Raw genomic sequence first — 24,040 nt, 5'->3', positions numbered from 1 at the left:
CCAAAGAAAACTGCCAGGGACGAGAGGTAAATCCTCGCGCGGTACCACCCTGCTTGCCCTTGCCTCACGGCAAGGACCCCTTATGTGTCCCCACCAGGACACGGCTTTGGTAACGGGTGACCAACCCGGCCCGGCTTAATCGGCGTTACTACAAGAGACGCCTTTCAGCTGGCGACTCCGGGGCGATCCTTTCACCTGCTCCGGCGCCGGTTCGCAGCTACCCCGGCTCTCTGCAGCCTGGAAGACAGGTTACTCGCTCCCCTTCATAGTCTTTATCCGTGAACTTGTTATCCAGTATACAGTTTCAGGGTACGGGTGTCAAGCAATTTTTAGTTAAGAATTTGTTTAGTTTTTACCGGCCCAACCTCTCCCTTGCCCGGGAAATAGCCTCCCGGACAGACTCCGGTGCCGGCCCCCCCAGCACTCGCCGGGCAGCCACGCACTGCCTGATATCAATGGCCCGGTAGACATCTTCTTCAACCTGGGGGGCAAAATGCCTGAACTCCTCCAGGGACAGTTCCTCCAGGGATTTACCCCGGGACAGGCAGTAATAAACCAGTTTGCCTACCTGTTCATGGGCTTCCCGGAAGGGTACGCCTTTTTTCACCAGGTAGTCCGCCAGGTCGGTGGCGTTGGTGAAGCCCCCCCTTGCCGCCCCGGCCATATTTTCCGGGCGCACCTTTAAACTGGCCACCATGGGCGTGAAAACCCTCAGGCACTTTTTGACCGTGTCCACGGCATCAAAAAGGGCTTCTTTATCTTCCTGCATGTCTTTATTGTAAGCCAGGGGTAAACCTTTAAGCATGGTCAAAAGGGTCATCAAATCGCCAAACACCCGGCCGGCTTTGCCCCGGGTCAACTCCGCCACATCGGGGTTCTTTTTCTGGGGCATCATGCTGCTGCCGGTGCTGTAGGCATCATCCAGCTCCACAAAGGCAAACTCTGCAGAAGACCAGAGGATAATCTCCTCACAAAAGCGGCTCAAGTGCACCATGATCAAAGCTGCGGCAGCCGTAAATTCCACAGCAAAGTCCCGGTCACTGACTGCATCCAGGCTATTTTCCGCCACGGCGGCAAAACCCAGCTGTTCGGCCACGCAGGCCGGATCTATGGGAAAGGTGGTGCCGGCCAGGGCCCCCGCACCCAGGGGCAGGACATCCGTACGCCGCCGGCAGTCCTGCAGCCTGTCCAAATCCCGTCCAAACATTTGCACATAAGCCATTAAATGGTGGGCCAGGGTGATTGGCTGGGCCCGCTGCAGGTGGGTATAGCCGGGCATGACCGTATCCAGGTGTTTTTCGGCCAGATCCAGTAAAGTTTCCTGCAACTGCCTGAGGAGAGCGATAATGGCGTCAATTTCGTCCTTAAGATACATGCGCACGTCCAGGGCCACCTGGTCGTTGCGGCTGCGGGCGGTGTGGAGCTTTTTTCCCACCGGACCGATGCGTTCGGTAAGCAGTTGTTCTATATTCATGTGAATGTCCTCGGCAGCCACCGAAAACTCCACCCGTCCGGCCTCAATGTCGGCCAGGATTTCTTCCAGACCCTTTATGATTGCCTGCGCCTCTTCCGGAGCAATAATCCCCTGTTTGGCCAGCATACGGGCATGGGCCATGCTGCCCCGTATATCATAACGGTACAACCGCTGGTCAAAGGAAATGGAAGAATGAAAGTCGTCCACCAGGTGATCCGTAGCCTTTTGAAAGCGTCCTCCCCACAGTTTGGTCACTGAAAACACTCCCTACGGCAAGAGATTGTTAGCGGCACCAGCCTGTTTGCAACGATTCTTGTTGATTTTAGCATTCCCGCGGCGGGTAATTCAAGCCCCATAAACGTCTTTTGGGATTCCACCCGAATTCAATTCTTCCCCCAATTGGACCACTTAACAACCATTTATAAAACAGCTCGCCGAGAATGGCAAGTTTCACATAGCAACAAAAGCAGCAGTTAAAGGTCTGAGAAGCGGTTTAGGAGTTCTTGCCCTTAACGACTGCTGACAAGCTGTAAAATTCCGAGGTAGTATCAAGGAAATCAAAAACCCGCAAACCCTTGATCTAATCGGGCTTGCGGGTTTTATCCTGGTGCGCCTGGCAGGAATCGAACCTGCGCAAGACCCGGCTCCGGAGGCCGGCGCTCTATCCGCTGAGCTACAGGCGCATCTAAGCAACTGCATATGTTATTATATCAAAACCACGAAAAAAAGCAATAGTAAATTCTTTTACATAATATAGGCCATACGGCACCCTTTACGGTAAATCCAGCTGCGCTATAATTGATTTTAGCGTCCGGGCGGAATGATGTAAAGCCTCTTCTTCCCCGGAGGCAATGGGTACGGCCAGCACCCGGACCCGGCCCGTCCGGTTTACAATGGAAGGAAGGCTGAGACAAACGTCAGTGATCCCATATTCGCCATCCACCAGGCCGGACACCGTCAGGATGGAGTTTTCGTCCCTTAAGATGCTTTCACAAATCCGTTTCACCGCCAGGCCAATGGCATAATAAGTGGCCCCCTTGCGGGCGATAACCTCGTAGGCGGCCTCCCTTACCCGCCGGGTGATTTCCTCGGGATTGAGGCAGGGCACCCCACGCCAGCAGCAGAATTCCTGCACCGGCATGCCGGCTATGTTGGCCAGGCTCCACAGGGGTACTTCCGTGTCCCCATGTTCGCCTACCACGTAGGCGTGAATGTTCCGGGGTTCCACCTGGCAGTATTGACTGAGCAAATAGCGGAAACGGGAGCTGTCCAGGACCGTGCCGGAACCGATAACCCGGTTGGGAGGCAGGTTGGTCAAGCGCAACGCTGCGTAGGTAAGGATGTCCACCGGATTGGTTACCATTAAAAACACCCCGTTCTCCTCCAGGGGCATGAGGCGAACAAGAACTTCTTTCAGAACGGCATAATTCCGTTGCACCAGATCCAGGCGCGTTTCGCCGGGCTTCTGATTGACCCCGGCGCAAAAGATTACGATATCGGCATCGCGGCAGTCCTCATATTCGCCGGCGTAAATGCGAATGGGTTTGATGAACGAAGCACCGTGGGCCAGGTCCATGGCCTCTCCCTCGGCCCGCTCCCGGTTGATATCCACCAGTACCAGTTCGCTGACCAGGCCGCTCATCATCACCGCGTAGGCGGTGGCGGACCCGACCGCACCAACTCCCACCACTGCTATTTTGCGCTTATCATTTACGGGCATCCGCTTCCCCTCCCCCCTTATTCTCCCCCCTTCCAGAAAAAAAAATTATCCCAACTTCTTTTTTTGGGCGTATGTAAGCCACCCGGTTTTAGCCTATTGTTGCAAGGTCAAGGCCGACCTTCATTTTCTCCCCACACTGCATGATGCACATTCCGAGCGCATTTTTTCCCGGGGGAAAACATGTACTAAAGACGGTTTTCCTGAACCGGAAACCCTTTGAATACAGTCAAAAAGCTGTTCTTTCGTGCGGGGCAAGGGTAAACCGTCAGGCAGCCATCCCCTGCGGCTCAGCTGCTCATGGATCTCCACCAGCCAGGGGCGGGTTAAATCACTCTGTTTCAAAAGCCGCTCATCGTGAAAAACTTCTTCGGGCAAGCCTTCCCCCACCACGGTACCGCGGCTCATCACAAACACATAATCGGCCCAGGAATAGGCCAGGTCCACATCGTGGGTGGCCAGGATAACGGTAGTACCCTGCTGGTTGATGCGGTCAAATAGTTTCATTACCTGGGCAGCATGTACGGGGTCCAGGCCGGCGGTAGGTTCATCGCAGATCAGCACACTGGGCTCCATGGCCAGAACACCGGCCAGGCAGACTCTCTTTTTCTGGCCGTAGCTTAAAAGGTGGGTGGGCCTGTCCCTGAGGTCGGCAATTTCCGTGGCTGCCATGGCGTTTTCCACGCGGCGGGCCACCTCCCCCTCGGGCAGCCCCAAATTTAAAGGGCCAAAAGAAATTTCCTGGATCACGCTGGCCGAAAAAAGCTGGGTATCGGGGTCTTGAAAAACAATGCCCACATTTTTGCGCAACTGCATCAGCGAACGGTGATCGTACCGTACTTCCCGGCCGGCAAACAACACCCGGCCCCGCCCCGGGCGCAGGATACCGTTAAAGTGAAGGAAAATAGTGGTCTTGCCGGCCCCGTTGGAGCCCAGCACCGCCACCTTTCTTCCTTTTTCAATGGCCATAGTGGCTCCCCGCAGGGCGGTCGTGCCATCGGAATAGACAAAATGAATATCACGGGCTTCCAGGATAAATTCCTTCAAACAGGCCACCTCCAGCTCACCAGAACCAGAACCAGCAGGATAAAATCTACAAGGGCAATAAGGGCCAGATTTTTCCTGGATACCGGACGGGGGTCTTCCCACATCCGTATCTCTCCCGTATAACCCCTGGCCAAGAGGGCGGTGAAAAGGGCCTGGGAGCGGTAACATGACTTGACAAAAAGGTTGGATACCAGCTGAGCCAGGGATCGATAGGACGCCTTCAGACCGGCATAGCCACAGCGTGAGGTCTGGGAAATGTACATTCTACCGGCTGTTTCCATGATTACGAAGATAAAACGGTAGACCAGGCCCATCAATTCAATGAGCAGGGCAGGCACCTTTAACCGGCGCAGGACAGAAATAATCTCCACCATGGGAGTGGTCAGAGATAAAAAGTAAAGACAGGAAACGGCCCCCAGGGACTTTGTAAAAAGCAGGGCCGCATGATAAAGGCCCGGTATGGTTACACCCAGGGTAATCCCCCGGATAGCGAACCCGCAAACCGCCGGGTCGGGTTCCCGGGAGATGGTCAGGGTGATGGCCAGCAGCCCGGCCACCAGAAAACCCAGAGGCAGCAACAAAAGTCTGAAGTAAAAGCGTGCCGGTACGCGGGCGACCAGGATTATGGCCGCCGCCGTCAAACAGGTGACCAGGGCAGGTACCAGGACGCTTGAAGCCGCCAGGCATATACTCATGGTAAGCATGGCAAAGGCGAATTTTTCTCCGGGATGAACATGGCGCAGGCTGCTGGTATATGCATACTGGTCAATTTTAAACACCAGTATCTCTCTCCCCTAACAACTCCCCGGGTTGATTTCGCTTGACGTGGTTCCCCCTGCAGCCGCGGTAGAACCCTATGAAATAGCCGATAAATCCAGCACCCAGTGCTGCCTGCAGGGCAAAGAGCAAGCTTTCGATCTCCCCGCTGGGAGGCTCCCACACGGATTCAAACCACGGCTGGTAATCCGGCTGTAATTCTCCAATCATTTTCTCTGCCTGTTCATCGGCCCCCCCAAATTCAGCATTTTTATTCATCAACAGAGGAAAGACAGCCAGTACCAGGACAATGAAAATCAATAACAGGTTTTTTACACCGGTTCTCATTCTCATACCCCCCGGGATAAGACTCGCAGTTGTTCCAGTTCATGGCGGTTGTGAGCAACCAGGAAGTTAAAAACAATAATGGTCAGAATACCCTCGCTGATGGCCAGCGGCACCTGGGTTACCGCAAAGATACCCATGAACTTGATCATGGCCGCTACCACCCCGCCATGGGAAGCGGGAAAGGCCAGCGCCAATTGTATGGACGTGGTAACATAGGTCAACAGGTCACCTAAAAAGGCAGCCAAAAATACCGAAAGCCACCGGGGCAGGGCCAACCTTTCACCCAACCGGTAAATAACGTAGGCCACCAGGGGGCCCACCACCGCCATGGAAAAGGTGTTGGCCCCCAGCGTGGTTAAGCCGCCGTGAGCCAGCAGAACCGCCTGAAAGAGCAGCACGATGCAGCCCAATACGCTCATGGCCCACGGCCCGAAAAGTATGGCCCCCAGCCCGACGCCGGTGGGATGAGAACAGCTGCCGGTAACGGAAGGAAGTTTCAAAGCCGAAAGGACAAAGGCAAAGGCACCAGCCAGCCCCAGGAGCATTTTCACACCCGGGTCAACCTTTACGGCCTTTTGAATGGACAGGATACCTGCAACGAGAAACGGTAAGGTCAGAGCATACCAGAAAAGACACCACTTTAAGGGAAGAAACCCCTCCATTATGTGCATGGCCCAGGCATTTTGCTGGGGAAAGAACAGGAAAAGAAGAAAGAGAATGGATAAAAGGATCCCCGTATTCTTCCTCATAAAAAGACCTCCCTTATAAATAAGGTCACCCGGCAAGCGGCCCGCCCAACCATCACAAAGAAAACCCCCCGACCTGGTGCCGGGGGGTAATGTAACCGTGTGAACACAAAAAGGACATGCTCCACCGCTCCCCCGGTACAGATACTGAGGAGTGGAATAGGCATGTCCTCTGCTGCCCTCAGGTCATGGCCCCCTCAAGTCACCCAAAGTTTCCTTAAAAAAGTTGAAGGGGCTCCCCGGACAGTGGACCACATCACCCTTTAAGCCTTATCCCTCGGGATAAAGCACCTATTCCTGCAATCTGACATTTTTAAAAAACTAACAACCCCTGCGTGTCCGGGTGCAGGGGTAAAAGCATCCATACTCTAACCTCTTTCACCTCCCCATGGACCGTAGGTACAAACGGTGAAAAGGAACGGGCAGGTTTCCTGGCTCATGGATCACTGCCCCACCACGCCTTCCCAGCCCAGCACTCAGCCATGCTTATTTCCGTTCATTGCTACTTTAATCTTTATCATCAGCTAATCTCTGTCACAGCAGAATCAAATTAACTGAGTGCTGGGCCAGTGGCTTTGTGTGGCGGACTCCCCATTCACAGTGGCGGCACCGCGTCAGATTTTCACTGACTTCCCTCTATCCCTGTCTTTACCGGCAGGGAGCACCCGTCCACTTTATTCAATTGCCTAAATTATAGCACAACAGGTATACCCTGTCCAGAAATTTTCCCGCTCACAAACTTCCCAAACCTTAGTCCCAGAACCCCGTCGTAAAATTGCTGGTAAAAACGGCATTGCCTCCACGCCAAAAAATTTTAAAGACCTGTCCCTTTAGCGCAGCTCTTTAAAAGGCTAAATGAAAAGGTTTACATTGGCCTCGTCGGCTTCGGCCAGGTAAGTGGCCACCCCGGCAAACTCCAGACCGTCGATGAGTTCTTCTTTTCTTATGCCCATTACGTCCATGGACATGGTACAGGCAATCATCCTTATACCCTGCTCCCTGGCAGATTCGATAAGTTTCGGAAGGGGGGTAACATTTTGCTGCCTCATTACGATCTTCATCATTTTTGCACCCAGGCCGCCGAAATTCATCTTCGATATCCCCAGCTTGTTGGCACCCCTGGGCATCATCCAGCCGAACAGCGCCTGCAAAAAGCTCTTCTTTACCTTAACCTTCTCCGGCCTTCTCAGGGTGTTCAATCCCCAGAAGGTGAAAAACATGGTAACCTCGTCACCCATGGCGGCAGCGCCATTGGCTATGATAAAGGCGGCCATAACCCGGTCAAGATCACCGCTGAAGACGATGATGGTTTTTTTCATGTGCCTGCACCCCCGTACAAGTTATTTTAGTTAACCGGCAAGTTGAGGACAAAGATGTGGGACCGGTGCTTTTCTTCCAGCATAAAGAGGGCCTTCATACTATCCTCCGCAGTAGGCCTGTACCAGGTAGCTGGATATGTCCTCCAGCTGTATTTCTCCACCGGCGGCCTTTTGCAAATTCACCAGGCAGATCGGGCACATGGTCACCGCCCTGAAGGAAACCTTCTTGATTTGATCCACCCTTTTTTTAGCATATTCTTTTGCCTTCCTGGGGAACAGGGACTCGGCAGGCCCGCCGCAGCAAAAGGTGAACTTTCCGGACTCCGCAGGTTCCCTCACGTCAATACCCGCTTTCTCCAGCAAAGTTCTCTGCTCCTGTAGCACGTTCTCGTGCCTGGCATATAAACATGAGTCGTGGATGGCCGCTTCCAGGCGGAGCTCCTTTCGGGGCTTCAGGTCCCGCTCCGCCAGTATTTCCAGGTAACTTTTTACCTGCAGGTTATATCCTTTGATCAAGGCAGGGTACACGGAACGAAGCATATGGGTGGTATGGGGGTCGACGGTAATGATATTTCTGACCCGGTATTTTTTAAAAACATCCACTACTCTACGGGCGTGGGCCTCCAGGACATCGTCCACTCCCAGGTCATAAACAAGCGCCCCCGAATACAGGTCTTCTTCGTATAAATAGCCAAACTCAATTCCCGCCTGCCCTAAAAGTCGTGCGATATTGGCCAGTATTCTGCTACAGGACTCCCGCATGCTTTTGGGCGGTACGGCCAAAAGACCCGATACGTTGATAAACCTGTTGACGACCCTTCCTACCTTTACAAAGTCAGCGATCCATGAATCCTCAATCTTTTCCTGGACCTTATTCAGCGCCTCGATGTAGGGGATGAGCTGATACATCCTGCCGGTATAAAGGATGGTTTCCCCACCCCTGGGCAGCCCCAGACCCTTTGCCCACGCGCTTACGCTTTCAGCCGAAACGGGCAGCACGGATTTTCTAATCCGCAGGTTATCCGCCAGAATGCCCACGGTATCGCCAATCGGTAATGGCATATTCCCATTCTCCTTAAATTTTGAAAACTTTCTTATTCATATAGTAGCGGAGAAAACGCACATTTTCCGCTATATGCACCTGTGCCGGGCAATTAACTTCGCACAGTTTACACAAAAAGCAGGAATAAATGGTCTCTACATTCTCCAGCACCTTGTCCTTCACGCCCAATAACACGTAGCGGAACAGCTTCCGGGGGAGGAGTTCAATGCCCATGGGGCATACCGCACTGCATACCCCGCAGTTCATACAGGCAGAGGCATCAAACCGGTCAGACCTTTTAACCTCCTCAACAAAGTCGGGATTTACCAGTGCCATCAGCTCTCCTCCTTGATTACCGCTCTGTACTTGTAATAGCCCTCGTCAGTTAACTCGTCCTCACATAAATGGCCGTACTTGCGCATGCCCATGACCCAGAACATGACTTCATGGCAAGGATAACCCACTGCTTCCGCTATTTCCGGAACGGTTTGGGGACCGTCCTTCAGGACATCGAGGATCTTATCCCTCATCAGCATTTCTTCCCTGACGACTTCCCTGACGTCTCTCACCCTGCCGTTCATCAGCATATCTCCTTTATCAGGCCATCAATCATGGACTTGATCTGTGCGTCTGTATAACCCCTGAGATTGAGGGCATCCCGGGAACAGGTTGGAACGCAGCCGCCGCAGCCCTTGCAGACCGCTTCGTTTACCCTGGCCACTTCCCTGCCCTGGTATTGCTCTTGTTCAATGGCGGAGTAAGGACAGGCCTGTGCACATACCCCGCACCAGGTACACAGCTGGGGATCCACGTTGGCAATGAGCGGATCAAGCTCAACATAGCCTTTTTTGAGGATGGAAGCGCTCTGGGTAACCGCCGCCAGGGCGGAGGCCACGCTTTCGGAAGAGTTCTTGGGCCCCTGGCAGGCACCGCAGATGAACACGCCGTCCACCACCGTTTCAACCGGACGCAGTTTGGGGTGTATCTCGTTGAAAAACCCGTCTCTTCCCACGGGCAGCTTCAAGGTATCCACCAGCTTCCCGTTCTTTTTGGGGACCATGCCGGTGGCCAGAACCACAAGGTCGGCCCGGATCTCAAACTCTTCCCCAAAGGTAAGCAAATCCTTCACAGTTACCTTTAATTTCCCGTTCCCACCTTGTTCAACCCTGGGAGGCTCGTTTTCGTCAAACTTAAGAAAAGCTGCCCCCCGCTTTAAGGCCTCCTGGTAAAGCAACTCAAACTTGCCGTAGGTCCGTATATCCCTGAAAAGATGAAATTGATGGATTTTGGGGTTCTTTTCAAAGGCCAGATTGGCAGCGTGAATGGTCGCATTACAGCAGTAACGGGAGCAATAACGGTTGGCGTTTTCCATGTCCGCACCCTGCCTGCTTCCGACGCAGTAAATGTAGACCACGTCCTTTATTTCCCTGCCGTTGTAAACCAGCCTGCCGTCGGAACTGTCCAGGAGCTCCTGGAATGCGGCAAGGGTTATTACGCCCTCCAGCCCGTAACCGTACTCACCTTCCCGCGGTTGATAAGGATCAAAACCCGTGGCCACAATGATTGCTCCCACCCGCACACCAACATCGCTTTCCGCAGGCTCTTTTATCCTTATCTTTACGTGGAAGTCCCCAATGCTTCCCGATTTTTCCACCACCCCGGCATTGGTGAAAAGAGTAATGTTTTCTCTCTTTTTAACCTCGTCAACCAGCTGGTCGATTAACTCCCTGCCCTTCTTCCCGTGGGGGTACATCTTTCCAAACCGGGCAACCCATCCGCCCACGGCCGGTGCCCGCTCTACCAGGTAAACACAGATGCCGATGTCCGCCAGCCCAATGGCTGCCCGCAGGCCCGCTATTCCGGCGCCAATAATCAACACCCCGGGGACTGTGTCGATTTTAACGGGTTGAAGCGGCTCGGTTAAATTGGTTCTGGCAATCCCCGCCCTTACCAGTCTGATGGCCTTTTTGGTGGCTCCTTCCCTGTCACCGGTATGGGCCCAGGAGCACTGCTCCCTGATATTAACCTGGGTATACTGGTACGGGTTGAGCCCCGCCCTTTTCGCCACGTCCCTGAAGGTGTAAAGGTGCAGTTTTGGGGAACAGGACGCCACCACCAGGCCGTCCAAGTTTTGCTCTTTAATATCCTGAATCATTTCCTGCTGGGTGGCATCGGAACAGGTGAACACGGCCGTCCTGGCCACCACAACTCCCGGCTCGTCACAAACGGCCTTCACTACCCTGTCCACATCCACATAATCGGAAATGTTCCCGCCACAATGGCAAATGTACACGCCTATTCTCCGGTCGCTCATCTTGTCCCCCTTATCCTTTCCACATAGGCTGCCGCCTGAGCTGCAGCCGCCCCGGCATGCAATATGGAGTCGGGTATGTCCCTGGCACCGGAAGCAGCCCCGGCCACGAAGACCCCATCGATACTTGTTTTGCCCGGGTTCAGGTCCTCATCCACTTCCTTGACGAAAAGGTACTCATCTAATTCCAGTTTCTCGCCTGCAAACAGATTTTGTACCTGGGGATTGGGGAGAAGTCCTACGGATAGAACCACCAGGTCGTGTTCCGCCCGGGCCAGCTTCCCGCCGTTATCGATGTCTTCATAGTAAAGAATGAGATTGCCGTCTTCCTTTTCCTCGATCCTGGCAATTCTCCCCTTTACAAAATTGGCACCCATGGCCCTTGCCTGGTCGTAAAACTCCTCATACCCTTTGCCGAAGGCCCGCACATCGATGTAATAAACCGTCACGTCCGCAAGAGGCAGCGCACCCATGACGAGCTGATTTTGCTTGACCGAATACATGCAGCATACCCTGGAACACAGGGGGTTGTTTACGGACTGGTCCCTTGACCCGGTACAGAGGACAAAGGCTATGCTCTCGGGAACCTTGCCGTCGGAGGGTCTCAACACACCGTTATATGGCCTGGTGGGTGCCAGCAAGCGGTCCATCTGCATGCCGGTAATGACGTTTTTAAATTTCCCGTATCCGTATTGCGGCTTTTGATGGGCGGGGAAAAGTTGAAATCCGGTGGCTATGATCACGGCATTGACTTGAAACTCCTTTTTCTCTTCCTTCATGGACAGGTCAACGGCATTGGCCGGACAGGTGGCCACACACTGACGGCATTCGGAGCATATCCCGCAGTCAAGGCATCTTCCTGCGCTGTACCGCGCTTGTTCTTCATTCAGAGGAAGTTCCGTTTCCGAAAAATCGCCGGGTTTCTCCCGCAGGATTTCGCCACTCCCCACCGGGAAAAGGGTCCGGTAGCTTTGCTGTCTGGCCAGAACCTTTTCCTTATCCACAACCGGCGTCCTGTAATCAAAATCTGCCCCTTTAAGCTCCTCCCCTTTTAAATAGCGGTCGATGAAGAAAGCCGCCCGTCTACCCTGGGCGACGGCGTTCACAATCATGGAGGGCCCGGTGACCACGTCTCCCCCGGCAAAGACATAAGGTACCGTGGTCTGTAAGGTTTCCGGATCAACGCTGATGGTATGGTTGTCGTTAATACGCAGCAGCTTTTGAAAAGCTTTTGTCTCGGGCTCAAGCCCGACGGCAGTAATGACCATGTCGGCCGCAATTCTGTATTCGGAGCCCTCAACCGGTTTCGGCTTTCTCCTCCTGCCGGCATCCGGTTCACCCAGCTCCATCTTCATACTTTCAACTTCGGTTAGTTTTCCATCCCGGCCGATAAACCTTTTGGGCACGCTTAAGTATTGAAATTCTACTCCTTCCCGTTCCGCCGCCGTAATTTCCCAGTCATGGGCGGGCATCTCGGCCCTACTTCGCCGGTACTGCACGACCACCCTTTTAGCGCCCAGCCTCACGGCCACCCTGGCCGCATCTATGGCCACATTACCGCCGCCCACCACGATGACCGCCCTGTCCTTGAGGGAGATCTTCTGGCCCAGGTTCACCTGCTGCAGGAAATCCAGTGAGCCGACCACACCGTCCAGGTCTTCGCCCTCAACCCGCATCTTTTTAGCGCCCGGCGTACCGGTGGCCACGAATATGGCGTCAAAGCCGCTATTTTTCAGCTCCTCCAGGTCTTCCACCTTCACCCCTGTTTTGATCTCCACCCCCAGGGCCGTTACATTTTTGATATCCCTGTCCACCACGTCTTTGGGGAGCCTGAAGGAAGGTATGGCCGTGCGCAACATGCCGCCGGGCTGCGCCTGGGCTTCAAAAATGGTCACCCGGTAGCCTTTCCTGGCCAGGAAGAAGGCGGCGGTAAGGCCGGCCGGCCCCGCTCCCACAATGGCGACCCTTTTGTCCTTAAGTTCCTCTGGAGGGCTGTATTCGGGCTCGGAGTGTTCCCGGTAATAGCGGTCGGCGATAAAACGTTTAATTCTCCTGATGGGCAGGGGCCCCTCAAGGCTGCCCCTGGTACACTCACCTTCGCAGGGTGCATAGCAGGCCCTGCCCAGGCTGCCCACCAGGGGTGTGTTTTCCAGTACCAGGTCAAAGGCTTCCCGGTATTTCCCACCCCTGACCAGGGCAATGTAACCATGGGCTTTTATGCCCGCCGGGCAGGTGAAGGAACAGGGGGATGTGCCCTCCCGCTCAATAACGGCCTTTTTCGGAACAGCCTGAGGGAAAGGGATATAAGCGGCCCTCCTGGCCACCATATCGAAGTTGAATTGATCCGGAACCGCTACGTTACAGTTCATTTCACACTGCCGGCAGCCGGTGCACAGGGTCTGGTTAATAAAGGTGGGCTTTTGGCGGACCTTCACGCTAAACTTGCCGTTTTGGAGCCTCCTGATCTCCTCCACTTCGGAATAAATCATTACCTCAATATTGGGGTGATGCACTGTGGCGGCCATTTTGGGCGTGGAGATGCAGCTGGCACAATCAAGGGTTGGGAATACCTTGCTCAACAGAATCATTTTACCGCCAACACTGGCTTCCTTTTCCACCAGCAGGACGTGATAGCCCATGTCACCCAGTTTGAGGGCTGACTCCATACCCCCAATCCCGCTGCCGATCACGAGAACATCGTAGCTCATGCTTTATCCCTTCCTGGCGGGTCCGAGTTTCTTCAAAGACTCGGAAAATTCTTTCATATGGTTGGTGAACGGCCCGGCGCAGACCGAGCAAATGGCCGACATTCTCACCCTTTGGGGCTCATACCCCTTCCGGACGAGAAGCTCCTGTGCCTCTTGCACGATATCAGACGTCCTTTCCGCACAATCCGGAAGATAGGCGCATTCTTCCCCGTCGGCGGCCAAAAAAACTCCGTCAAAACCTTTTTCCACCGCGTATAAAATCCATTCGGGCTTGATGCCGCTGGTGCAGGGCATGCTGATGACCATAACCGAAGGGGGGTAGTGCATGTGGGAACTGCCGGCGAGGTCAATGCCCGGGTCGGAAATGTTGTTTGTGGAAAAGACGAGGATTCTGGGGGAAAAATCTTTGCCTGTGCTAACCTGCCCGGGCATATTACTTCATCCTCTTTACGTAGAGCTTCCAGTAACCGGCTTCTTCAATCACACCGAGAAACTCGTGTCCCATTTTTTTGGCCCAGGCCGGAATATCTTTTTGAGATCCGGAGTCAGTGGCCAGAATTTCCATAATTTCTCCCACCTTAACATCCGCTATGGCCTTTTTTGCCGCCATAATCGGTCCGGGGCAGGAAACTCCCCTTGCGTCCACAACCTTGCTGGCCTTAATGTTTTTCAGCTCCTCAGTGGTCATAAAAACTTTCGCCTCCTTAAAAATTTAGGATGAGATTTTCAGCTACCTTGCTTGAGGTACACGTCGCCCTCCGCTAGTGCGCGCATCCTTTCTACCCATACCAGTATACGGAAATACTAATACCGGTAAGGGTATTAATTGAGTATAAATTAACACATTTTTCACAAGTTGTCAAGACTTGACTTATCTTTTTACCAATGTTACCGAACTTACAGGTGCTATTCAGATCATACGGGTTGACCACCCGCTGCTGTTAGCAACCTCACCCCCCGCCCCCAGCCAGTAAAAATGCGGCCAGACCGGCACCCACCAGCCCAATGGTCCAGCCCGTGGGTAAATTGGCCAGCAACCCTACCATGGCCACCCCGAGGCCGGCCAGACGGATCAGCAAGCGCACGTTACGGTTCATCTAGTACTCACCTCCTGTGAAGCCATCAAGAGGGTCCTTCCACATGATCACGGCGTCCTCGTTGGTGTCGGTGTAGTATCCCCGGCGCCGGCCCCGTTCTACGAAACCCAGGGATGTATAAAGGTGCCGGGCCACGTGGTTGGAGGTACGCACCTCAAGGGTCATACGGCTGGCTCCCAGCGTGACCGCCCGGCGCATGAGTTCCTGCATCAGTTTCCGTCCGATATGGCGCCGGCGATACTGGGGATGAACGGCCACATTGGTCACGTGGGCCTCATCCAGAACCAGCCACATCCCGGCATAGCCGACCACCTTTTGACCCGCCAGAACGACGATGTATACGGCAAACTCGTTTTGCAACAATTCATATGTAAAGGCATGGCGGGACCACGGAGTGATAAAAGAGACCTGCTCAATGGCCAGTACCTCATCCAGATGATCGCAGGACATTTCGGCAAAAGTCAGTTCCATAGACATACACCGGCTTACCCTTTTTGTTTTTGAAGCCATTTCACTTCCGCTTCGGATAACCGGATGTAATTGGGCAATAGTTCCAGGGGATCCTCTCCTTCCCCGGCCATCAGCAACCGGTAACCCAGTTCGGCCACCGGGGCACCCCGGGGCCACATGGCACTGCCCGGGGCCAGAAAAACCCGGCTACCTAGTTGTTTTTTAAAGAATTCGCCATAAATAGGCACGCCGTCGCCCAGCAGGGTAACGGGAAGCTCCAGGGGTTCAAAGCGTCGAACAAGTTCCTCAGGCCGGACCGCCATGGGACCTTCCAGGCGTTCCAGTTTCCCCTCGACCGTTCGATATACCGCCGCATAGACCTCGTCTTTTCGAGCGTTAAGAATGGGGCAAATTAACCCGCCCTGGCCGGTTAAAGGATACGCCAGGGCATCCAGGGTGCTGATGCCCACAATGGGTAACCCCCAGACCTGGGCCAGGGTTTTGGCCGTGGCCATGCCTATGCGCAGGCCGGTAAAAGAACCGGGCCCCGAGGAAACAGCGATACCGCCCAGATCCTCCCGGGCAACCCGGGCGTCTTCCAGTACCGCTTTGATCATGGGCAGGAGGTTCACCGAGTGGGTGCGCTGGTTATTAACCATCCGCTCGGCCAGCACCCTTTCCCCTTGTACCACGGCCACTGCAGCCACCGGAGTGGCGGCCTCAATACCCAGCACGAGCAAGGGCGCTCAGCTCCTTTACCAGTTCTTCATAGCGCTTTCCCCGGGGGATTAAAAGAATTTCCCGTAATTCCGGCTCCCCGGGGAATCCCTTGAGGTAAATGTCCAGCCGTTCGGAAGGCAAAACCTCTTCGATCCGCCCCGCCCACTCCACCAGGGTCACTCCATCACCATAGAAGTATTCTTCATAGCCCAGGTCGGCCATGTCCCCGGGCCCGTCCAAACGGTAGACATCCATATGGTAAAGGGGCAACCGGCCGGAGTATTCGTTAATTAAAGTAAAAGTGGGACTGGTCACCGGCCCGGTGATCCCCAGGCCACGGGCGATGCCCCGGGCCAGCACCGTTTTCCCCGCACCCAGATCACCGTGCAGGCACAGGACATCCCCGGGAAGTAAGACGGTGGCCAAAAGGCGGCCAAATTCTTCAGTTTCCCCGGCAGAACGGGTTCGCCATACCAAAGCCATGAAACCACCTGATTCGTATTCTACACGTAAAAAAGAAGCCTGCCAGTATTATAACCCATGGGCGGGCCGGGACAAAACTCTTTGTGAGCTGAATAACCTCAGGGCTAAGGGGCAAAGTGATCGTAGCCGCGGGCCTCCAGGGGGACGCAACGGCCGCCGGCCAGTTCCAAAACCATTCCCTTTTCCGCCGGGATAATCTCACCAATACACCGGTATTCTTCCCCGGCCGCCGCAAGCTTTTCCTCCACACCCCGGGCTAAATCCGGTGGAACGGTAAAGACCAGCTCAAAATCCTCCCCCCCGGAAAAGGCCCAATCCAGGGGGTCGTGATTGGCCAGGGCGGCCACCGTCCTTACCCGGTAATCCACGGGAATATCCCCCGCCCGCACCCGGCAGCCCACACCGCTGGCCCGGCAGATTTCCCGCAGTTCGGCGGCCAGGCCATCGCTGACGTCATCCATGGCCGTAACCCCGGCGCTGGATAAAATCCGCCCGGCCCGCAATTTCACCCGGGGCTCCAGGTGAGCCTGCTTAAGGAAAGCTGCCATCCCGGGGTCAATAGTTAAATCCGGATGCTGGCACAGGTATAGCCCGGCTGCGGATTTACCCAGACTGCCAGTTACGTAGATCAAGTCCCCCACCCTGGCCCCGCTGCGGTAGACCGCCCGGCCTTTTTCCACGAACCCCAGCAGGGCCAGGTTTATTACCAGCCGCTCCGGGCTCATCACCGTGTCTCCACCCACGATATTGAGGCCATATTCACCGGCAGCCCGCCTGATACCCTGGTACAGTTCTTCTATTTCCTCCACGAACAGGCGGGTAGGCAGGCCCAGGGAAACCACGCCGTGGACGGGCCAGCCGCCCATGGCCACAATATCGCTCACATTAACCGACACAGTCTTGATGCCTACCTGGGCGGGAGTGGCATAATCCAGCGAAAAGTGGACCCCTTCAACCAGCATGTCGGTGGTGAACAACAGCCACCAGGGACCTTCCAGATTTAAAACCGCCGCGTCATCCCCTATGCCCTGCACCACCTCTCCCGGCCGGTTGATCAAATCCCGGGACAAACGGTCTATGAGGCCAAATTCGCCCAGATCGCTGAGCTTCAAGGCTCTACCACCCCCTCAGCACTCTTCCACCCTTTCCGCGCCCAGGTACCTGGCCACAATCTCCATGGCACAGAAGTCGCCGCACATGGTGCAGGCCTTAGTCCCGGCGGGGTTGCGCTTCTCACGGTATGCACGGGCTTTTTCCGGGTCAATGGCCAGATTAATCTGGGCCTCCCAGTCCAGGGCCTTGCGGGCCCGGGCCATAGCCAGATCCCATTCCCGGGCTCCCGGCACACCCTTGACCAGATCCGCCGCGTGGGCGGCAATGCGGGACGCCACCACACCTTCCTTTACATCATCTATGGTAGGCAGCCCCAGGTGTTCGGAGGGGGTTACGTAACACAGGAAGTCCGCTCCGGCCATGGCGGCCACCGCGCCCCCAATGGCGGCGGTAATATGATCGTAACCGGGGGCCACGTCGGTAACCAGGGGACCCAGAACGTAAAAGGGCGCCCCTTTACACAATGTCTTCTGGACCTGTACATTGGCTGCCACCTGATCCAGGGGGACGTGTCCCGGCCCTTCCACCATGGCCTGCACACCCGCGGCCCGCGCCCGGTCCACCAGTTCGCCCAGTACAATTAATTCCTGGATCTGGGCCCGGTCGGTGGCATCGGCCAGGCATCCCGGCCGCAGGCCGTCCCCCAGGCTCAAGGTGACGTCGTAACGCAGGCATATTTCCAGCAGCCGGTCAAACTGTTCATAAAGGGGGTTCTCCCGGCCGTTGTGCAGCATCCACCCGGCCAGGAAAGAACCGCCCCGGCTGACAATATCGGTAACGCGCCCCTGCCTTTGCAGGCGCCCAATGGCCTCCAGGGTGACCCCGCAGTGCACGGTAATGAAGTCCACCCCATCGGCGGCCTGCTTTTCAATCACGGCAAAAAGGTCGTCGGCCGTCATCTTCACAATACTACCCCGTTTTTCCCGGACTTCCACTGCCGCCTGGTAAATGGGTACGGTACCCACGGGTACGGAACTCCTGGCAATAATCGCCCGGCGACAGCCATCCAGGTCTCCTCCGGTGGAAAGGTCCATCACCGCATCGGCCCCGGCCTTTAAGGCGGTTTCCAGTTTGATTAATTCGTCCTCGATACTGGCAAAGGCGGTGGATGTTCCCAGGTTGGCATTGATTTTGGTCCGCAACCCCTCTCCGATGCCGCAGGGATCCAGGTTGACGTGGTTTTTATTGGCCGGAATAACCACCGTACCGGCAGCTACTTTCCTTAAAATTTCTTCCACCGGCACCCTTTCTCTGTCAGCTACCCGGCGCATGGCCGCCGTTACTTCCCCTGCCCGGGCTGCTAAAAGTTGGGTCATGGCAAATACCTCCTTGCTTTTTCGATCCGGGAACGCAGTTCGCGGGCAGCGCCGGATACATCTTCTGCTGCCACCACTGCCGTGATCACTGCCACCCCGTCAGCCCCGGCAGCAATCACCTCTTCTACGTTGTATGCCTTGATGCCCCCGATGGCCACTTTGGGTATGCTTACCACCGACGCCACCTGCCGCACCAGGTCCACACCCACCGGGGCCTGGACATCATCTTTGGTATGAGTTTCAAAGACGGGACCTACACCGATATAGTCGGCGCCCTGCCGCTGGGCCTCCAGGGCCTGCTCCACACTGTGGGTGGAGATGCCGATAATTTTGCCGGGGCCGAGAATGCGCCGGGCCATGCCGATGGGCAGATCATCCTGGCCTAAGTGTACACCGTCGGCCTCCACCGCCAGGGCTACATCTACCCGGTCGTTGACAATAAAGGTTACCCCCTTCTCCCGGGTCAGGCGGCGCAGCTGGTGTCCGGCGTCAATTAGCTGGCGGGCGGTAAAAGCCTTTTCCCGCAGCTGCAAAATTGTTGCCCCGCCGTCAATAGCTGCCCGGGCCACTTCCACCACCGACCGGCCCCGGCTAAACTTATCCCCCGTAATTACGTAGAGGCTGTAATCAACTCTGCGGGCCCCCGGTTTACAAGAAGGAGCTTCACCCGCGTCCAACTGCGCCAGGCGGCTCACCATTTCCTTTTCCACCAAATAAGCAACATAGCGGATCTCCTTAAAGGGAGCGGTTACCGGCAAAAGGCGGGCATACTCTTCCAGCACCCGGGCAGCTTCCTGCACCCGTTTAAAGTTGGCCATAACCAGCTGTATAAGATTGGTCTTTTCCTCTCCCGTGGCCGGGGGGGCGGGGGCGGCCACGTCACCCTCCACATCCCGGGCCTGCACCAGAACCGTCCCCCGCCCGGGAAAACTTTCCTGCAATATACCCAGGCGGTGCCGCATATCCCTTATGCGCATGGTCATCCCGGCATCGTCAAGAACAAAGCGGGCCACTTCTTCCACCACCCGCAACCCTTCCCGGGCGCGGTTAAAATTGGCATCCAGGACCCGGTAAAGATCTCCCATAGAACCACCCCCATAAAAAATACCCATCCACCTGATAAGGAGATGGGTATAATACACTGCCGGTCACCCATTTCCCTACGCTGGTATGATCCAGATCAGGTTCAAAGGGTAAAGCGAAAAAACGCTTTTCTCAGCCCGGCACCGCGCCAAGCAAACAAGAGAACCATGGCCCGTATTCTACTTAAAATGGGCTGCGATGTACTGGTACCGGGCACCCCCATGGGTATAAAACCTTTTTACTTGTATATTGTATAATTGTTCGTTAACAAAAAAATTTTTCCTGCTTTAAATTTTAAATTACATAACTTTCACCCCAAAAATAATTCTGTTTTTGATTCCAGGTCAAATCCTGGATCAAAGCCTTAACCTTTTCAATGTCAAAGGGTTTGGCCATGCAGCAAAGAGCGCCGTTTTTCAGTGCCTGCTCTCTGGTCTGCTCGGAAATATAGGCGGTCATGATGATAACAATGGTATCCGGGGCAATCCTTCTAATGCGCCGCAGCGCCTCCAGGCCGTCCATTAAAGGCATCCTCACATCCATAAAAATGACCTGCGGGTGAATCTGGCGCACCTTCTCAATGGCCACCAGTCCGTTCTCCGCGGTATGCACCCGGTGACCAAATTCCCTGACAAGTATCTCCAGCAAATAACGCACCCCGGGTTGGTCATCAACTATTAGAACATCAAAAGTCTCCCTTCTCAAACATCGCACCTCCGACAAAGCATGACATGAATTTACATTGAAGTTTAATCTTTCCGTTTTTTGTTGACTTATATGTTCGACACCAATTCATTTAATCCTGCCAGGTTATCCGTAAATTCCATTGAAAAATATTTAATTTCACCGATATAATCTAATTTTTTAATAATTCTGTCATTATTTTATGAAAAAACTAACTTTAATGATATAGTTCATCATTACAATTCATCATTTCCTCATGATATTTCACTCTCATTTCGTGACCAAGCATATTTTTCACTTCTTTTAAGCAGCACACTAACTGTTAATATATTTCAAGCCCTGTAAACCAGCCGCCCATCAATATATGTTTTAACCACCCGGGTGCGGGGATCAAAGGGATGACCGTTTAGCATGACTATATCGGCATCCTTACCCGGCTCCAGGCTACCCAACCGGTTTTCCAGGCCCAGTATCCTGGCTGCATCCAGGGTAATGGCCCGCAGGGCCCTTTCCTCCGGCAGTCCGCCCCGGACGGCCAGGGCGGCGGATAGGGCCAGATACTGAATGGGCACCACCGGGTGATCGGTCATGATGGCAAAAGTGACACCAGCCTCGGCCAGGGCCCGGGGAGTTTGCAGGGAAATCCCTTTTAGCTCTACCTTGGCCCGGTTGGTAATCATCGGCCCCACCACGGCCATCACCCCATGGGCCGCCAGCTCCTGCGACACCAGGTAGCCTTCAGTGCAATGCTCCACTACCAGCAAAAGATTGAATTCCCGGGCAATGCGCAGGGCGGTCATAATGTCATCAGCCCGGTGAGCATGCACCCTTAATGGAATTTCCCGCCGTAACACCCGTACCAATGACTCCATTTTTAGATCCCGGTCGGGACGTTCACCCTGCCCGGCCGCTGCCGCTTCCAGCTTGCGCTGGTAATCCTGGGCTTTAGCCAGCGCCTCCCTTAAGAGGGCCGCCGAAGCCATGCGGGTGGCGGGCATTTTTTTCTCGCGCCCGTAAGTGCGCTTGGGATTCTCACCAAGGGCAGCCTTTAAGCCCACCGGGGCCCGGAGCACCATCCGGTCGACCACCTCGCCGGCGGTTTTGAGGGCCACCATCTCCCCACCGATGATATTGGCGCTGCCGGGACCGGTGGCCACGGTGGTCACTCCCCCGGCCCGGGCATCTTCAAAGCCCAAATCTGCAGGGTAGACGGCATCGATGGCCCGCAGGTGAGGGGTAACCGGATCGGTATATTCATTGGTATCATCCCCCTCCTCCCGGTAAATCTCCTCGGCCACGCCCACATGGCAGTGGGCATCGATAAACCCGGGCATTACCACACAGCCGGTGGCATCGTCCACCTCAACTCCTGCCGGAACCCCGTTTAAAGGGCCTACGGAGACAATTTTGCCCTGCTCTATAAGCACCATGCCCGGTTCGTATATTTGTCCGGTCATGGTAATCACTTTTCCACCGGTTATGGCCAGCATATTTTCTCATCTCCCCTTTTGTCTTTTGTACTCCCGGCCGGCGTCCACCAGGGCCGCAAAAAGACCTAAAAAGCGCCCGTCCCGCTCCCACATGGTTTCGGGATGCCACTGCACCCCCAGGGCAAAACCCCGGGCGGTGCTTTCTATGGCTTCGATAATACCATCCACGGAACGGGCAGAAACAATAAACCCCGGAGCAGGCCGTCGTACCGCCTGGTGGTGAAAGCTGTTCACCCGCATAACCCCTGCACCAAATATATCGGCCAGGCAGGTGTTTTCCTCCACCATAATTCCGTGGGTGGCGCACCAGCGGGGAGCCCGCTGCTGGTGCTTCAAACAACCCGGAACCTGAGCAACAATATCCTGATAAATATCCCCCCCGGCGGCAATATTCAATACCTGGGCCCCCCTGCAAATGCCCAGGACGGGCAGGCCCAAAGATAACGCCCGGCGGGCCAGACTCAGTTCAAAGTCGTCCCGCTCCGGGCTTATTTCTCCACAACCCGGCAGGGGTTCTTCCCCAAAATGGACGGGATCCACATCGCCGCCCCCGGAGAGAATTAACCCGTCTAAAAGCTCCGGCCATGTATTCAAACCGGCCTCTCTTTTGGTGTACGGCAGCAATAACGGTAACCCACCGGCGGCTTCCACCGCCCCGGTATAAAAACGGCTTAAAAAAAACCGCGTTTTTTCCTCATCCCAGGCGCAGGTAATGCCAATTACCGGCAGCATTAAAGCACCCCCGCTTCAAAAAGAAAAAGCACCTGCTGCAGGCGCTCTAGATGTCCACCAGGCCCAGACTGATTTCCACGGCATGGTTCACTTTGAGCATGGTTTCGCGACTTAAGGAGGTGACTTTTTCCATCAGGCGGCTCTTGTCAATGGTGCGAATCTGTTCCAGCAGAATGACCGAATCCTTCTCCAGTCCGCCCGGACTTGCGGGCATTTCCACATGGGTGGGAAGCTTGGCCTTGTCAATTTGAGAAGTAATGGCCGCCACAATGGTGGTGGGACTGTACTGGTTGCCAATATCATTTTGCAGAATTAGAACGGGGCGGGTACCACCCTGCTCCGAACCCACCACCGGGCTGAGGTCGGCATAAAAGATGTCGCCACGGCGGACCTGCATTGATTTATTTTACCTCCGCCTTCTCATATTGTCTTACCGCTTCCGCCTCCAGCCGGTAGTGTTCAGCGGCTAATTCCCGGTTGATTTTGGCCATTTCCTGATACCCCTTTTTCAACTGCTCCCGTAATTGCCGGCGCTTGCGTTCGGCAATGTAGAAGCGCATGGCCTCCCGGATCAATTCGCTCCTGTTCAATCTTTCTGCAGCCACAATCCCGTCTACCTCGGCCAGGAGATTGTCGGGAAGGCTAACCATAATTCTTTTCACCTGAGCCACCAGCCATACCCTCCTTAAATTCGAGGCAAAACTACCAGTATAACATATTATATACACCTGGGCGCGGGTTATGTCAATACCTGGTTAAAAAGGGGTATTATTTACTGTTCCTGATAATACTTGGCTGCTCCCGGGCCGCGGCACAAGGCAATTTTACCGGTACGCACCATTTCGACAATGCCGTGATCCTCCAGCACCGCGCACAGAGCGTTGATCTTTTCTTCATCGCCCGTCAGTTCAATAACCATTGTTTCCCGGTTGACGTCCACAATGTTCGCCCGGAAGATCTCGACAATATCGACAATATCGGAGCGGCGGGCCGCATCAGCCTTCACCTTGATCAGGGCCAGCTCCCGCTCAATGGATTCACTGCTGTGCAGTTCCTGAATCTTGATCACGTCCACCAGCTTGGATAGTTGTTTAACCACTTGATCCAGTTCCCGGTCGTCGCCGTTAACCACAATGGTAATGCGGGTGATGTCCGGCTCCTCGGTGTAACCGGCGGCAATACTTTCTATATTGAATACCCTCCTGCTCAACAGGCCGGAAATCCGGGCCAGCACCCCCGGCTTGTTCAGCACCAGCACCGCCAAGGTATGTTTCACGCCTATCCCCCCGTTCTTTCTGGAATAAGTTTATTTTAACATAAAACCCGCACATTGAATATCGGATTAACGCAAGAGTCCGTGGTCAAGATCCAGTAGGTATCTCTACCCTGAAAATAGTAATTGCC

27 protein-coding genes, 1 tRNA gene, 2 riboswitches and 1 other annotated feature are annotated in these 24,040 nt (G+C 54.8%); all 28 genes read right to left on the bottom strand.

Annotation, left to right across the window (positions count from 1 at the left end; all coding sequences use genetic code 11):
• Positions 1-12: 12 nt before the first annotated feature.
• Positions 13-276: a binding site (T-box leader), on the bottom strand.
• A 76-nt stretch (positions 277-352) separates the two neighbouring features.
• The 28 genes from argH to ilvN all read right to left on the bottom strand — a co-directional run bounded on the left by argH (position 353) and on the right by ilvN (position 23,912).
• Positions 353-1,729, bottom strand: a complete 1,377-nt coding sequence (gene argH / locus D7024_RS03285) for an argininosuccinate lyase (RefSeq protein WP_121450510.1) — start codon at positions 1,727-1,729, stop codon at positions 353-355.
• Between the two features lie 350 nt (positions 1,730-2,079).
• Positions 2,080-2,157 (bottom strand) — tRNA-Arg (locus D7024_RS03280).
• 89 nt (positions 2,158-2,246) lie between these two features.
• Positions 2,247-3,194, bottom strand: a complete 948-nt coding sequence (locus tag D7024_RS03275; protein WP_121450509.1) for an L-lactate dehydrogenase — start codon at positions 3,192-3,194, stop codon at positions 2,247-2,249.
• 120 nt (positions 3,195-3,314) lie between these two features.
• Positions 3,315-4,238 (bottom strand): energy-coupling factor ABC transporter ATP-binding protein, encoded by a 924-nt coding sequence (locus D7024_RS03270; RefSeq protein WP_121450508.1) that lies wholly within the window; start codon positions 4,236-4,238, stop codon positions 3,315-3,317.
• Positions 4,235-5,017: a cobalt ECF transporter T component CbiQ gene (gene cbiQ / locus D7024_RS03265; protein ID WP_121450507.1), complete on the bottom strand. Its 783-nt coding sequence runs from the start codon at positions 5,015-5,017 to the stop codon at positions 4,235-4,237. The genes D7024_RS03270 and cbiQ overlap by 4 nt, the downstream gene beginning before the upstream one ends.
• Entirely contained in the window at positions 5,010-5,342 is a 333-nt protein-coding gene (locus tag D7024_RS03260; RefSeq protein ID WP_243113675.1) for an energy-coupling factor ABC transporter substrate-binding protein, read from the bottom strand. Before D7024_RS03260 ends, cbiQ begins: the two co-directional genes overlap by 8 nt.
• 2 nt (positions 5,343-5,344) lie before the next feature.
• Positions 5,345-6,091, bottom strand: a complete 747-nt coding sequence (locus D7024_RS03255; protein WP_121450505.1) for an energy-coupling factor ABC transporter permease — start codon at positions 6,089-6,091, stop codon at positions 5,345-5,347.
• A 401-nt stretch (positions 6,092-6,492) separates the two neighbouring features.
• A riboswitch (cobalamin riboswitch) is annotated at positions 6,493-6,772 on the bottom strand.
• Between the two features lie 167 nt (positions 6,773-6,939).
• Positions 6,940-7,407, bottom strand: a complete 468-nt coding sequence (locus D7024_RS03250; RefSeq protein WP_121450504.1) for a DsrE/DsrF/DrsH-like family protein — start codon at positions 7,405-7,407, stop codon at positions 6,940-6,942.
• Positions 7,408-7,506: 99 nt separating this feature from the next.
• A complete protein-coding gene (locus D7024_RS03245; protein ID WP_121450503.1) occupies positions 7,507-8,469 on the bottom strand; it encodes a (Fe-S)-binding protein in 963 nt (320 codons plus the stop codon).
• 13 nt (positions 8,470-8,482) lie between these two features.
• Positions 8,483-8,785, bottom strand: a complete 303-nt coding sequence (locus D7024_RS03240; RefSeq protein WP_121450502.1) for a 4Fe-4S dicluster domain-containing protein — start codon at positions 8,783-8,785, stop codon at positions 8,483-8,485.
• Entirely contained in the window at positions 8,785-9,030 is a 246-nt protein-coding gene (locus tag D7024_RS03235; RefSeq protein ID WP_121450501.1) for a MarR family transcriptional regulator, read from the bottom strand. The genes D7024_RS03240 and D7024_RS03235 overlap by 1 nt, the downstream gene beginning before the upstream one ends.
• The gene (locus tag D7024_RS03230) at positions 9,030-10,763 is read right to left on the bottom strand and encodes a CoB--CoM heterodisulfide reductase iron-sulfur subunit A family protein (protein ID WP_121450500.1); all 1,734 of its coding nucleotides are present in this window, start codon (positions 10,761-10,763) and stop codon (positions 9,030-9,032) included. The genes D7024_RS03235 and D7024_RS03230 overlap by 1 nt, the downstream gene beginning before the upstream one ends.
• Positions 10,760-13,468: an FAD-dependent oxidoreductase gene (locus D7024_RS03225; RefSeq protein WP_121450499.1), complete on the bottom strand. Its 2,709-nt coding sequence runs from the start codon at positions 13,466-13,468 to the stop codon at positions 10,760-10,762. Before D7024_RS03225 ends, D7024_RS03230 begins: the two co-directional genes overlap by 4 nt.
• 3 nt (positions 13,469-13,471) lie before the next feature.
• Positions 13,472-13,900 (bottom strand): hydrogenase iron-sulfur subunit, encoded by a 429-nt coding sequence (locus D7024_RS03220; protein WP_121450498.1) that lies wholly within the window; start codon positions 13,898-13,900, stop codon positions 13,472-13,474.
• Between the two features lies 1 nt (position 13,901).
• Entirely contained in the window at positions 13,902-14,156 is a 255-nt protein-coding gene (locus tag D7024_RS03215) for a sulfurtransferase TusA family protein (protein ID WP_121450497.1), read from the bottom strand.
• Between the two features lie 262 nt (positions 14,157-14,418).
• The gene (locus D7024_RS14695; protein ID WP_165859250.1) at positions 14,419-14,565 is read right to left on the bottom strand and encodes a hypothetical protein; all 147 of its coding nucleotides are present in this window, start codon (positions 14,563-14,565) and stop codon (positions 14,419-14,421) included.
• Complete coding sequence (gene rimI, locus D7024_RS03210; protein ID WP_121450496.1) at positions 14,566-15,042, bottom strand: ribosomal protein S18-alanine N-acetyltransferase; 477 nt, start codon at positions 15,040-15,042, stop codon at positions 14,566-14,568.
• A gap of 8 nt (positions 15,043-15,050) precedes the next feature.
• Positions 15,051-15,755: a tRNA (adenosine(37)-N6)-threonylcarbamoyltransferase complex dimerization subunit type 1 TsaB gene (tsaB, locus tag D7024_RS03205; protein WP_121450495.1), complete on the bottom strand. Its 705-nt coding sequence runs from the start codon at positions 15,753-15,755 to the stop codon at positions 15,051-15,053.
• On the bottom strand, positions 15,736-16,218 hold the full coding sequence (tsaE, locus tag D7024_RS03200; protein WP_121450494.1) for a tRNA (adenosine(37)-N6)-threonylcarbamoyltransferase complex ATPase subunit type 1 TsaE: 483 nt from the start codon (positions 16,216-16,218) through the stop codon (positions 15,736-15,738). Before tsaE ends, tsaB begins: the two co-directional genes overlap by 20 nt.
• 104 nt (positions 16,219-16,322) lie before the next feature.
• Positions 16,323-17,330, bottom strand: coding sequence for a thiamine-phosphate kinase (gene thiL, locus D7024_RS03195; protein ID WP_121450493.1), 1,008 nt, complete (start codon positions 17,328-17,330; stop codon positions 16,323-16,325).
• A 15-nt stretch (positions 17,331-17,345) separates the two neighbouring features.
• Positions 17,346-18,647 carry a phosphomethylpyrimidine synthase ThiC gene (thiC, locus tag D7024_RS03190; protein ID WP_121450492.1) on the bottom strand — a complete coding sequence of 434 codons (1,302 nt, stop codon included), beginning with the start codon at positions 18,645-18,647 and terminating at the stop codon, positions 17,346-17,348.
• Positions 18,644-19,732 (bottom strand): thiamine phosphate synthase, encoded by a 1,089-nt coding sequence (locus D7024_RS03185; protein WP_121450491.1) that lies wholly within the window; start codon positions 19,730-19,732, stop codon positions 18,644-18,646. Before D7024_RS03185 ends, thiC begins: the two co-directional genes overlap by 4 nt.
• A gap of 54 nt (positions 19,733-19,786) precedes the next feature.
• Positions 19,787-19,961, bottom strand: a riboswitch (TPP riboswitch).
• 63 nt (positions 19,962-20,024) lie between these two features.
• Positions 20,025-20,435 (bottom strand): response regulator, encoded by a 411-nt coding sequence (locus D7024_RS03180; RefSeq protein ID WP_121450490.1) that lies wholly within the window; start codon positions 20,433-20,435, stop codon positions 20,025-20,027.
• Positions 20,436-20,746: 311 nt separating this feature from the next.
• On the bottom strand, positions 20,747-21,904 hold the full coding sequence (locus tag D7024_RS03175) for an amidohydrolase (RefSeq protein WP_121450489.1): 1,158 nt from the start codon (positions 21,902-21,904) through the stop codon (positions 20,747-20,749).
• A 6-nt stretch (positions 21,905-21,910) separates the two neighbouring features.
• A complete protein-coding gene (locus D7024_RS03170) occupies positions 21,911-22,636 on the bottom strand; it encodes a gamma-glutamyl-gamma-aminobutyrate hydrolase family protein (RefSeq protein WP_121450488.1) in 726 nt (241 codons plus the stop codon).
• 46 nt (positions 22,637-22,682) lie between these two features.
• Positions 22,683-23,033, bottom strand: a complete 351-nt coding sequence (locus tag D7024_RS03165) for a type II toxin-antitoxin system PemK/MazF family toxin (protein WP_121450487.1) — start codon at positions 23,031-23,033, stop codon at positions 22,683-22,685.
• A gap of 4 nt (positions 23,034-23,037) precedes the next feature.
• The gene (locus tag D7024_RS03160; protein WP_121450486.1) at positions 23,038-23,307 is read right to left on the bottom strand and encodes a CopG family ribbon-helix-helix protein; all 270 of its coding nucleotides are present in this window, start codon (positions 23,305-23,307) and stop codon (positions 23,038-23,040) included.
• A gap of 101 nt (positions 23,308-23,408) precedes the next feature.
• Positions 23,409-23,912, bottom strand: coding sequence for an acetolactate synthase small subunit (ilvN, locus tag D7024_RS03155; protein ID WP_121450485.1), 504 nt, complete (start codon positions 23,910-23,912; stop codon positions 23,409-23,411).
• Between the last annotated feature and the right edge of the window lie 128 nt (positions 23,913-24,040).

This window comes from Desulfofundulus salinus, from assembly GCF_003627965.1.
GTDB classification, from domain to species: domain Bacteria; phylum Bacillota; class Desulfotomaculia; order Desulfotomaculales; family Desulfovirgulaceae; genus Desulfofundulus; species Desulfofundulus salinus.
Note: the sequence above shows the minus strand (reverse complement) of the source record. Positions and strands in the feature narration are given on the sequence as shown.

What these genes read in the sequence shown, in the direction of transcription:
- D7024_RS03275 (WP_121450509.1), bottom strand. Translation starts at nt 3,194, where the DNA reads ATGCCCGTAAATGATAAGCGCAAAATAGCAGTGGTGGGAGTTGGTGCG.
- D7024_RS03260 (WP_243113675.1), bottom strand. Translation starts at nt 5,342, where the DNA reads ATGAGAACCGGTGTAAAAAACCTGTTATTGATTTTCATTGTCCTGGTA.
- D7024_RS03255 (WP_121450505.1), bottom strand. Translation starts at nt 6,091, where the DNA reads ATGAGGAAGAATACGGGGATCCTTTTATCCATTCTCTTTCTTCTTTTC.
- D7024_RS03250 (WP_121450504.1), bottom strand. Translation starts at nt 7,407, where the DNA reads ATGAAAAAAACCATCATCGTCTTCAGCGGTGATCTTGACCGGGTTATG.
- D7024_RS03245 (WP_121450503.1), bottom strand. Translation starts at nt 8,469, where the DNA reads ATGCCATTACCGATTGGCGATACCGTGGGCATTCTGGCGGATAACCTG.
- D7024_RS03240 (WP_121450502.1), bottom strand. Translation starts at nt 8,785, where the DNA reads ATGGCACTGGTAAATCCCGACTTTGTTGAGGAGGTTAAAAGGTCTGAC.
- D7024_RS03235 (WP_121450501.1), bottom strand. Translation starts at nt 9,030, where the DNA reads ATGAACGGCAGGGTGAGAGACGTCAGGGAAGTCGTCAGGGAAGAAATG.
- D7024_RS03230 (WP_121450500.1), bottom strand. Translation starts at nt 10,763, where the DNA reads ATGAGCGACCGGAGAATAGGCGTGTACATTTGCCATTGTGGCGGGAAC.
- D7024_RS03225 (WP_121450499.1), bottom strand. Translation starts at nt 13,468, where the DNA reads ATGAGCTACGATGTTCTCGTGATCGGCAGCGGGATTGGGGGTATGGAG.
- D7024_RS03220 (WP_121450498.1), bottom strand. Translation starts at nt 13,900, where the DNA reads ATGCCCGGGCAGGTTAGCACAGGCAAAGATTTTTCCCCCAGAATCCTC.
- D7024_RS03215 (WP_121450497.1), bottom strand. Translation starts at nt 14,156, where the DNA reads ATGACCACTGAGGAGCTGAAAAACATTAAGGCCAGCAAGGTTGTGGAC.
- D7024_RS14695 (WP_165859250.1), bottom strand. Translation starts at nt 14,565, where the DNA reads ATGAACCGTAACGTGCGCTTGCTGATCCGTCTGGCCGGCCTCGGGGTG.
- rimI (WP_121450496.1), bottom strand. Translation starts at nt 15,042, where the DNA reads ATGTCTATGGAACTGACTTTTGCCGAAATGTCCTGCGATCATCTGGAT.
- tsaE (WP_121450494.1), bottom strand. Translation starts at nt 16,218, where the DNA reads ATGGCTTTGGTATGGCGAACCCGTTCTGCCGGGGAAACTGAAGAATTT.
- thiC (WP_121450492.1), bottom strand. Translation starts at nt 18,647, where the DNA reads ATGACCCAACTTTTAGCAGCCCGGGCAGGGGAAGTAACGGCGGCCATG.
- D7024_RS03185 (WP_121450491.1), bottom strand. Translation starts at nt 19,732, where the DNA reads ATGGGAGATCTTTACCGGGTCCTGGATGCCAATTTTAACCGCGCCCGG.
- D7024_RS03175 (WP_121450489.1), bottom strand. Translation starts at nt 21,904, where the DNA reads ATGCTGGCCATAACCGGTGGAAAAGTGATTACCATGACCGGACAAATA.
- D7024_RS03170 (WP_121450488.1), bottom strand. Translation starts at nt 22,636, where the DNA reads ATGCTGCCGGTAATTGGCATTACCTGCGCCTGGGATGAGGAAAAAACG.
- D7024_RS03165 (WP_121450487.1), bottom strand. Translation starts at nt 23,033, where the DNA reads ATGCAGGTCCGCCGTGGCGACATCTTTTATGCCGACCTCAGCCCGGTG.